This window comes from Egibacteraceae bacterium (assembly GCA_035540635.1).
Taxonomy (GTDB): Bacteria; Actinomycetota; Nitriliruptoria; order Euzebyales; family Egibacteraceae; genus DATLGH01.
On record DATLGH010000098.1, the window covers coordinates 1 to 9,838 of the forward strand.

9 protein-coding genes and 1 other RNA gene are annotated in these 9,838 nt (G+C 74.1%); 7 read left to right on the forward strand and 3 right to left on the reverse strand.

The window, feature by feature from the left end; all coding sequences use genetic code 11:
- The 4 genes from ureC to VM324_15030 all read left to right on the forward strand — a co-directional run.
- On the forward strand, window positions 1-1,386 hold a 1,386-nt coding region (ureC, locus tag VM324_15015), incomplete at its 5' end, for an urease subunit alpha (protein ID HVM00602.1).
- Window positions 1,386-2,072, forward strand: coding sequence for an urease accessory UreF family protein (locus tag VM324_15020; protein ID HVM00603.1), 687 nt, complete (start codon window positions 1,386-1,388; stop codon window positions 2,070-2,072). The genes ureC and VM324_15020, both read left to right, overlap by 1 nt.
- Before the next feature lie 19 nt (window positions 2,073-2,091).
- Window positions 2,092-2,745, forward strand: coding sequence for an urease accessory protein UreG (ureG, locus tag VM324_15025; GenBank protein ID HVM00604.1), 654 nt, complete (start codon window positions 2,092-2,094; stop codon window positions 2,743-2,745).
- Window positions 2,742-3,464, forward strand: coding sequence for an urease accessory protein UreD (locus tag VM324_15030; GenBank protein HVM00605.1), 723 nt, complete (start codon window positions 2,742-2,744; stop codon window positions 3,462-3,464). The genes ureG and VM324_15030 overlap by 4 nt, the downstream gene beginning before the upstream one ends.
- A 21-nt stretch (window positions 3,465-3,485) precedes the next feature.
- On the opposite strand, the gene VM324_15035 is transcribed toward VM324_15030, so the two are convergent.
- Complete coding sequence (locus VM324_15035) at window positions 3,486-4,511, reverse strand: metal ABC transporter substrate-binding protein (protein HVM00606.1); 1,026 nt, start codon at window positions 4,509-4,511, stop codon at window positions 3,486-3,488.
- A 93-nt stretch (window positions 4,512-4,604) separates the two neighbouring features.
- Between VM324_15035 and VM324_15040 the strand changes: the two genes are divergently transcribed.
- The 3 genes from VM324_15040 to rnpB all read left to right on the forward strand — a co-directional run bounded on the left by VM324_15040 (window position 4,605) and on the right by rnpB (window position 6,947).
- Window positions 4,605-5,792 carry a Nif3-like dinuclear metal center hexameric protein gene (locus VM324_15040; protein HVM00607.1) on the forward strand — a complete coding sequence of 396 codons (1,188 nt, stop codon included), beginning with the start codon at window positions 4,605-4,607 and terminating at the stop codon, window positions 5,790-5,792.
- Complete coding sequence (locus tag VM324_15045) at window positions 5,789-6,523, forward strand: C4-type zinc ribbon domain-containing protein (GenBank protein HVM00608.1); 735 nt, start codon at window positions 5,789-5,791, stop codon at window positions 6,521-6,523. The genes VM324_15040 and VM324_15045 overlap by 4 nt, the downstream gene beginning before the upstream one ends.
- 28 nt (window positions 6,524-6,551) lie before the next feature.
- Window positions 6,552-6,947: RNase P RNA component class A (gene rnpB / locus VM324_15050), an RNA gene on the forward strand.
- Window positions 6,948-7,265: 318 nt separating this feature from the next.
- Here the strand turns inward: rnpB and VM324_15055 are convergent.
- A complete protein-coding gene (locus tag VM324_15055) occupies window positions 7,266-7,664 on the reverse strand; it encodes a hypothetical protein (GenBank protein ID HVM00609.1) in 399 nt (132 codons plus the stop codon).
- Between the two features lie 612 nt (window positions 7,665-8,276).
- Window positions 8,277-9,242 (reverse strand): helix-turn-helix domain-containing protein, encoded by a 966-nt coding sequence (locus VM324_15060; protein ID HVM00610.1) that lies wholly within the window; start codon window positions 9,240-9,242, stop codon window positions 8,277-8,279.
- Between the last annotated feature and the right edge of the window lie 596 nt (window positions 9,243-9,838).

Consider the following 9,838-nt stretch of genomic DNA (forward strand, 5'->3'; position numbering starts at 1 on the left):
GTCCACCCCGGCCTGGTCATCGGGCCGTCGACAGAGATCCTGGCCGGCAACGGCAAGATCCTCACCGCCGGCGCCGTCGACTCCCACGTCCACCTGATTTGCCCGCAGCTCCTGGAGACCGCACTCGCCTCCGGCGTCACCACGGTGGTCGGTGGTGGCACCGGACCGGCAGAGGGAACCAAGGCCACCACCGTCACGCCGGGTGCCTGGAACATCCAGATGATGCTGGCTGCGCTCGACCACTGGCCCGTGAACGTGGCGCTGCTCGGCAAGGGCAACACGGTGTCAGCGGATGCGCTCCGCGAGCAATTGGTAGCCGGGGCGGCCGGATTCAAGCTCCACGAGGACTGGGGGACCACCCCCGCAGCCATCGACGCCTGCCTGCGGTCGTGCGACGAGCATGGCGTCCAGGCGGCCATCCACACCGACACGCTGAACGAGGCGGGCTACGTCGACTCGACCCTGGCCGCGATCGCCGGCCGCTCGATCCACACGTACCACACCGAGGGTGCGGGCGGCGGCCACGCCCCCGACATCATCACCGTGGTCTCCGAGCCCAACGTGCTGCCGTCGTCGACCAACCCGACGCGCCCGCACACCGTCAACACCATCGACGAGCACCTCGACATGCTCATGGTCTGCCACCACCTCAACCCGTCGGTCCCCGAGGACCTCGCGTTCGCCGAGTCGCGTATCCGCGCGACGACGATCGCCGCCGAGGACGTGCTCCATGACATCGGGGCGATCTCGATCATCGGGTCTGACTCGCAGGCGATGGGGCGCATCGGCGAGGTCGTCACCCGCACGTGGCAGACGGCCCACGTCATGAAGGAGCGACGCGGCGCGCTGCCCGGCGACGGCGCCGCCGACAACGAGCGCGTGCGCCGCTACGTCGCGAAGTACACGATCTGCCCCGCCGTGGCGCACGGCATGGACGGAGTCGTCGGGTCCGTCGAACCGGGCAAGCTCGCCGACCTCGTCGTGTGGGACCCCCGCTTCTTCGGCGTGAAGCCCGACCTCGTCATCAAGGGCGGGATGATCGCCTGGGCCGCCATGGGCGACGCGAACGCGTCGATCCCGACGCCGCAGCCCGTCCTGCCCCGCCCCATGTTCGGCGCCGCGCCGGCGGTGGCCGCCGACGCGAGCCTCGCCTTCGTGAGCCCCGCGGCGATCGAGGGCGGCCTGGCCGAGCGAGCGGGCCTGCGCCGGCCGCTGGTCGCCCAGGCCGACGTCCGGGCGCTCGCGAAGTGGGACCTGCCGGGCAACGGCGCGTGCCCGGACATCGCCGTCGACGCCGACACGTTCGCCGTCACCATCGACGGGGACCCGGTCGAGGTCGCGCCGGCGAGCGTGCTGCCGCTCGCCCAGCGCTACTTCCTGTTCTGATGCGGGCCGCGCTGCTGCTCCTCGCCGACGGCCGCGCGCCCGCGGGGGCATCCGCGCACTCGTTCGGCCTCGAGTCGGCCGTGGAGGACGGGGACGTCGGTGACGTGCGCAGCCTCGCCGCCTTCGTCGAGGCGAGGCTCCGCACGGCGGGGCTCGTCGAGGCGTGCTTCGCCGCGGCGGTCGGTGTCCGCTTCGCGGTGAGCGAGGACCTGCCGACGGTGCTCGACGTCGCCGACGCCGAGTACGGCGCCCGCGTCGCCTCCCCGGCGCTCGCCGCGCGCTCCCGCGACCTCGGGCGCTACCTGCTGCGCCTCGCGTCGGCGGCCTGGCCCGCGCCGGCGCTCGCGGCCGCGGGGCGCGCACGCCCCGCGGGGTGGCACCAGCCGGTCGCCCTCGGACTCGCGGCCGCCTGCGCCGGGGTCGGGCCGCGCGACGCGGCGAGCTGCGCCCTGCACGGGCTCGCCGCCGGCATCGCGTCGGCGGGGGTCCGCCTGCTCGGCCTCGACCCCGTCGCGGTCCACGCCGCGCAGGCGCGCCTGTCCCCCGCGTGCGACGCCCTCGCCGCCGAGGCGGCCACATGCGCCTCCGGCCCCCTGGCCGACCTGCCCGCGTGGTCCTGCCCCCTCGTCGACGTGCGGGCCGAGCGGCACGCGGCCTCCCCCACGCCCCGGCTGTTCGCCTCGTGACGCCCGACAGGAGCCACCCATGGACATCATGACCCGCGCCGGCACCACGACCACCGCCCCGAGGAAGCCGGGGGTCGGCCGGGCCCTGCGGGTCGGCATCGGCGGCCCGGTCGGGTCGGGCAAGACCGCGCTCATCGCGCGGCTCTGCGAGGCCCTCGTCGACGCCGGGCTCGCCGTGGTGACCAACGACATCTACACCTCGGAGGACGCCGACTACCTGCGCCGCCAGGCGGTCCTGCCCGACGACCGGATCGCCGCGGTCGCCACCGGCTGCTGCCCGCACACCGCCGTGCGCGACGACATCGCCGCCAATCTCGACGCGGTCGAGCGGATGGAGCGCGTCCACCAGGGCCTCGGGCTCGTGCTCGTCGAGTCGGGCGGGGACAACCTCACGCTGACCTGGAGCCGGGCGCTCGTCGACCTGCAGGTGTTCGTCATCGACGTCTCCGGCGGGGACAAGATCCCGCGCAAGGGGGGTCCGGGGATCAGCGGGTCGGACCTGCTCGTGGTGAACAAGATCGACCTCGCCCCGCACGTCGGCGCCGACCTTGAGGTGATGCGCCGCGACGCGGCCGTGCAGCGGGGGGAGGGCCCGACGGTCTTCACCGACCTGCGCACCCCCGCCGGCGCCGCCCCGGTCGCGGACTGGCTGCGCGCGAAGCTGCGGGCGTGAACGGCGCGGTGCGCGCCGCAGCGCACGTCGAGGCGGCGGCGTACGCCGGCGCGACGAGCCTCGTGCGCCTTCGCAACGCGCCCCCGCTCGTCCTGCGCCGGACGGGCCCGGGCAGCCTGCACCTCGTGTCCGCCGGGGCGGGTCCCCTCGGCGGGGACGATCTGCACCTGGGCGTGCGGGTCGGCCCGGGTGCGCGGCTCCACCTGACCCAGGTCGCGGCGAGCCTCGCGCTGCCCGGCCCCGGTGGGTTACCGTCGCGGATCCGCTACGACGTCGAGCTCGGCGTGCACGCCGCGCTGCGCTGGGACGGGCAGCCGACGGTCGCCGGGGCCGGGTGCGACCACGTGAGCGAGCTGCGCGTGACCGCCGCACCGAGCGCGGCGCTGTGGTGGCGCGACGAGGTCGTGTGCGGCCGGTACGGAGAGGCGTCCGGGACCGTGCGGTGCCGCACGACCGTCGTGCGCGGCGGTCGCACGGTGCTCCGCGCCGACACCCGCGTCGGGGACGCGCTGTGGGCATCCGCCGCCGTGGGCGGGGGCGCCCGCGTCGCCGGCAGCCTGCTCCTGCTCGGCCGGGCGAGCGAGGCGGCGACCCTGGTCACGTCCGACCGCGCCGCCGTGCTGCGGCCCGCCGAGGGCGTCGCGGTCGTCACCGCCCTCGGTCCCGGCCATCCGGAGGTCCGCGCGGCCCTCGTCGCCGCCGCCGCCGGCGGCGGTTGAGCGCGTCCCCGCGCCACCCGGTCAGGGCGCGGCGGGATCGACCGCGTCCAGGGCGCTCGCGTCGCCCCCGAGACCCTCGGTGATGGCGCGCGCGTTGGCGACCATCATGCCGATGTAGCTGTGCTCGGGGTCGCCGGGCTGGCCGGGGAAGCTGTCGTCGGACAGGTCGCCGATGTAGGTCGCCCCCGTCTCCGCGGCGATCGTGGAAAGCACGTCGCTCGGGAACTCCCGGGCGCCGAACACCGCCGGCACGCCGCGGGCGTTGATCTCGTCCACAATCGTCCGCACGTCCGCAGCCGAGGGCTCGGAGTAGTCCGACGGCTGGACCGCTTCGACGTGCTCGAGCCCGTAGCGAGGCGCGTAGTAGGCCCACGAGTCGTGGTAGGCGACCAGGGTGCGGTTCGCGGGCGGGATCGTGGTGGTCGCCTGCGCGATCGCGGCGTCGAGGGCGGCGAGCTGCGCCGTGTAGTCGGCGGCGTTGCGCCGGTAGACGTCCTCGCCGTCGGGGTCCACGGACACGAGCGCGTCGGCGATGTGACCGACGTAGTCGATGGCGTAGGCGACGTTCATCCACACGTGCGGGTTCGGCTCGCGCGCATGGGCGTGCGTCTGCCCGTTGTGCGCGTGGGGGACCTCGAGCGCGATGACGTCGTCGTCGTCGAGCGTGAGCTCGGCGAGGGTGACGATCGGCGCCCCCTCGGGCAGGTTCGCCTCGGCGAGGCGCACGGCGGCGTCGTTGAGCCCGAGCCCGTTGGCGAGGAAGAGGTCGGCGCGCCCCAGGAGCACCGCGTCCTGCGGCGTCGGCTCGAACGTGTGCGCGTCGCCCTCGTCCACGAGCGAGCGGACCTGGCCCCGGTCGCCGAGGACGTTGCGGGCGAGGTCGCTGATCGGCTCCACGACGGTGAGCACGAGCAGGTCGGGCTCGCCGGCGGGCGCCACCTCCGCCGGTGGACCGGCCGTGCCCGGCTCCCCGCCCCCCGGCCCGGCCGCGGCGCAGCCGGCGAGGAGCAGCCCGAAGAGGACGAGAGCGCGGGACGGGGGACGCATGCGGCGGTGCCTTTCTGCTAACCAGTGCCTGTTGCGACTGACTTGCGACAGTGTACCCAGAGCGTCGGTGGCACCGGGGTAGAGTGCGCGTCCATGGATCGCGTGGCGGACTGGGTTGCGCTCGTCGATCGGCACTACCCGGAGCGGGACGCGGCCGCGTGGGACGCCACCGGCCTGCAGGTCGGCGCCCCCGACGACGCCGTTACCCGCGTGCTCGTCTGCCTCGACGTGACCGACGCGGCCCTCGACGAGGCCGCCCGCGAAGGCTGCGACCTCCTCCTCGCCCACCATCCGCTGTTGTTCCGACCCCTCGCCGCCCTGACGCCACGGACCGCGGCGGGATGGCTCGCGCTGCGCGCGGCGCGCCAGGGCACCGCCGTGCTCGCCGCGCACACCAACCTCGACGTCGCGGAGGCGGGGACCACGGCGCCGATCGTCGAGGCGCTCGGCCTGGCCGACGTGCGGCCGCTCGTGCCCGCCGCTGCCGAGCCCGGGCAGGAGCTGAAGCTCGTGACGTTCGTGCCCCACGCGGCGACCGCCGCCGTCCTCGCCGCCGTTTCGGCGGCCGGAGCGGGCGTCATCGGCGAGTACGACCAGTGCTCCTTCCGCGTCGCCGGCACCGGGACGTTCCGCCCCTCGGCGGCGGCCAACCCCGCCAGCGGGACGCGCGGCCGCCTGAACGAGGAGGCGGAGGACCGCCTCGAGGTGGTGGTGCCGCGCAGCCGCCTCGGCGCGGCGGTCGCCGCGCTGTGGGACGCCCACCCCTACGAGGAGGTGGCCTACGACGTCTACCCCCTCGTGTCGGTACCGGGCCGGGGCGGGGCGAAGGGGCTCGGGCGGGTCGGTGATCTGGCGGAGCCCACGCCGCTGCGGGCGGTGGCCGACCGGCTCGCCACCGCGCTGCCGGCACCGTTCCTGCGGGTCGCGGGCGACCTCAGCCGCACGGTGCGGCGCATCGCCGCCTGCGGCGGTGCCGGGGACAGCCTCGTCGCGGCGGCGCAGGCGGCGGGCGCCGACGTCTACGTGACCGGGGACCTCCGCCACCACCCGGCGCTCGACGCGCTGACCCTGGGGCTGGCGCTCGTCGACGCGGGCCACCACGCCACCGAGGCCGCCGCGCTGCCCGCGTTCAGGCGAGCACTGGCGGGCGCCGCGGCGGAGCGCGGGCTGCGCGCGACGCTGGTAGCGTCGGCGATCAGCACCGAGCCGTGGGCGCCCTATACGCCGCCGGGGGCCACCGGCCGCCCGAACGACGGCAGCGGACGCGAAGGAGCACCGTGATCCCGGCCAGTCCCGCCGAGCAGCGCCGGCTGCTCGACCTGCAGCGGGTCGACACCGCCATCCGCCAGCTGCGGCACCGGCGGGCCAACCTGCCCGAGCAGCAGGCCCTCGACGAGAACGCCGACACCCTCGCCCGGATCAGCGCCGAGTACGCCGACGGCCGGGAGCGCCTCGAGCAGCTCGCCCGTGCGCAGCGCCGCTACGAGGACGAGATCGCAATGGTCGACTCGCGCCGCAAGTCCGAGGAGGGCCGGATGTACTCGGGCCTCATCACCTCCGAGAAGGAGCTGCAGGCGCTGCGCTCGGAGCTCTCCGCGCTGCGGGCGCGCAAGAGCGACCTCGAGGACTCCCTGCTCGAGGTCATGCAGGAGCGCGAGGACCTCGAGTCGATGGTCGCGACGTTGAAGGAACGCCATGGGGAGCTGTCGGCTAGCGTCGAGGAGCTCGAGGTGGCCCGTGACGTCGCCGCCAGCGACATCGACGCCGAGCTCGCCGAGCGCGAGCGCGAACGGGCCGCGGTCGCGGCGGACGTGCCCGCCGAAGCCGCCGCCTACTACGAGGAGCTCCGCGAGCGCAAGGACGGGCTGGCCGTCGCCGAGCTTGTCGGCCGCACCTGCCAGGGCTGCCGCCTCCAGCTCACCGCCGTCGAGTTCGAGGAGGCGCACGAGCGGGCGAAGCGGGGACTTGCGAAGTGCGAGCAGTGCGGGCGCATCCTGGTGCCCACCGGCTGACGCCACCACCGGCGGTATCCTGGGGCGGGGAGCCGGCCAGGCGACCGCGGCGGTGCCGCGCACCGCTGAGGAAAGTCCGGACTCCGCAGGGCAGGACGCTGGGTAACGCCCAGGCGCGGTGACGCGCGGAAAGTGCCACAGAGAGCAGACCGCCGAACGGCCCTCGGACGGGATCCCTTGGGACCCGGCCGCAGGGAGCGTGGTGAGGGTGAAAGGGTGCGGTAAGAGCGCACCGGCGCCGGCGGTGACGCCGGCGGCCCGGCAAACCCCGTCCGGAGCAAGGCCAAGCAGGCGCGTTCGCAGGCGGCCCGCCGAGCGCCAGGTAGGCCGCACGAGGCCGGTGGCAACACCGGTCCCAGATAGATGGTCGCCCCCCGCGCCTCAGGCGCGGGTACAGAATCCGGCTTACCGGCCGGCTCCCCACCCATCCGCCCCCTGACGCTGACCTGCGGAAACGCGATCGGCGGAGCCGCTTGGCTCACACTTGGCTCACAGGAGCGGCCGAGCACCGAGTCCACGGCGTCGCGGGAGCGGTCCTCGCTGTCGGGCCACAGGTGCGAGTAGGTGTCCAGCGTCTCAGTGGCCGAGGCGTGGCCGAGCCGGCGCTGCACGACCTTGACGCTCTCGCCGTGGTCGATGAGCAGCGAGGCGTAGAAGTGGCGGAGGTCGTGGTACGTGGTGCCGGCGGGAAGGCCCGCCCCCTCGACGGCGTCGCGCCATGCCTCGCCGAACCGTGAGCGGGTCAGCGGCTCGCCCCGCGCGGTCGCGAACACGAGCTGCACGAGCTCGACCCATGTCCGGCCGGCCTCGTCGCGACAGACCATTCCCGAGACATGGGCGGGAAGGCGGACAGGTGCTCCGTCAGCGCCTCGACCAGCACCCGGGGGACGGGCACGTCGCGCCGGGAGGCCTTGCGCTTCGGCGGACCCAGGTACGCCGGCTCGCCCGCGCGCACCACGAGCTGGCGGTCGATGCGCAGCGTCGGCTTGGCCGACGGCGGCTCGAGGCCGGTCCGGTCCACCGTCAGCCCGAGCGCCTCGGACACCTGCGGGCCGGCGGCCGCGCCGAGCGGCACCATCGCACGCCACCGCGCCGGCATAGCGGCCTCCAGGGCGAGCACCTGCTCGACCGCCAAAGGCACGACGGCTGCCGATGGTTCTCGGGCAGCCGGGTCCCGTCGCAGGGGGACGCGGAGATGATCCGGTCCCGCACGGCAGACTTGAACATCGACGCGAGCACGCCGTGCACGACCGCGACCGTGGACGGCGCCAGCTGGTGCTCGACCAGCAGCCGCTTCACCCATGCCTGGATGTCGGACGGCCCCACGGCGGCGAGGCGCCGCTCGCCGAGCAGCCGGTAGACGTGCAGCCGCAGCAGCGACTCGATCTTGTCGGCGCTCGACGGGCGGTGCACCTGCGCCGCGCGCCACTGCTCGCCGTACTCGCGACCGTCACCCTGCCGGTGGCGGGGGAGACGTACTGGGCGGTGACGATCGCGGCCGTCTGCTCGTCGAGCCATCGTTGCGCGTCGACCTTGCGGCGGAACGAACGTGTCTGCTGGCGACCGCTCGGGTCGCGGTGCACCGCTTCCCAGGGGCTCGGCCGGTTCCCACGTCTGCGGATGGATGCCATAGGACCCTCCTGGTCACTCGTCGGCCGCCAGGGGACGCAACCGTACGCCGGGGGCAGACCGCCATGATGCAGGGGTCCGTCTCGGCTGTTGTGGACGTCCTTGCGCCCCGAGGCGTTGGGATCTAGGCGGACGCCTCGTCGAGTAGCTCGTCCTCCCACGCTCGGACATCGGCGGGGCGGAACCGCAGATGACGGCCGACGCGGAAGCCGCGTGGGCCCTTCTGCATGTAGCGCCACTGGTGAATCGTCTTGACGGGGACGCCCAGGTACTCGGCGAGCTGTGCGGTGCTCCACAGCCGCTCAGGCGTCGCGGTCCCGTGGGTGTCCATTGGGCGCTGCGGTACGCGTCGGTGCTCGGGTGTCAGTTCCATAGTGCACGTCCTGAAGATCGACGGCTTGCCACGTAGGGAGTTCACCGACCCGCTCCCGCTTTGTGACAGCTGTGCTGCCAGGCGGTCGGTCACCGACGACCGCCTCGCCCCGTGCTGCCCCAGGCACGCCGATGCGCCCGTTGAACCGGCCATCGTCAGACCGGGCGTCACGGAACTCCCCGTCCAGCAGTGCACCTCCCGGGGCAGGGCCGCCCCGCGGGTGCGGGCGGCGTCCTCCAGGATCCCGGCGAGGCGTTGCAGTCCTTCGTAGGGGATGGCGATCGCGTCCTCGGCGGTCTCGCTCAACAGCAGTGCGGGCTGCTCCACCTCCCAGCCGGCGCGTTCGACGATGGCGCGCATCTGGGCGTTGCGCCTGGCCGCGAGCTCGTAGAGGTCCACGACGTAGGCCAGCGGGCGCCGACGGGCGGCTGCCCACCGTGCAGCCGCATCTCCGGGCCTCCCCGGGCAGGCGTCGAGATCGCGCGCCATCTCGCGGACCAGGTCGGCGATCTCCTCGAGGCGTTGCTGGAGATAGGGCGTTCCGAGACGCTGCACCTGCTCGCGTTCGTCGACGTCGAGGTCCCCGACGAGGTCCCGATGGGCCTCATCGGTCAGCCATGGCTCGAACCACTCCTCCTGCAGCCACCGGAGTGCAGCTTCCAGCATCCGCACCAGCTGTGCCGGGTCGGCGTCCTCGATACGGGCGGCCGGGTTCATGACAGCCGTCCATCAACCCGGTCCCAGCCCATCCGAGACGCTGGCACGACCAAGCTGCAAAGGCAGGGCTGAGGGCAGACGTCCGCTGTCATCATCAGGCACCTCCTCTGTCGATGGGCACGACTTCAAAGGAGTTGCGTGCGGCGACGGGCGGTTGTGACAGGCGTTCGGGGTGCGCTCGATCCGTCCGACGGCCGCGCCGGCGGAGCCATCGGCACATCTCCTGGTCTGAGGTGCACCGACCGTCCCGCCTGGCCTATGCCGAACTGATGCGGAACTGATGCTGGCGCCTATGCGGCGTGGTCAGTTGCGTGGTGCGTTCCGTGCCACGCCTATGCTGCGGCCGTCAGGGCTATGCCAGACCTATGCCGGGTCCCGGTGCCGATCCGGGTCGCGCACATGGGTTCGCATCTGGCGCCAAGCACTCATGGCGGGAGAGCGAGGACTCGCCCCCAGCGCGGTGGGTCCTCGCGTGGCCCAGGGGCCGGTCAGCCGGCGGTGTCGTCGAACCAGGCGAGGCCGTGGTGTTGCATGGCGTCTTGCAGCGCGGGATCGTCGAGGGTGATCGGCGCCGCCGTCCCAGCCGAGACCAGGAT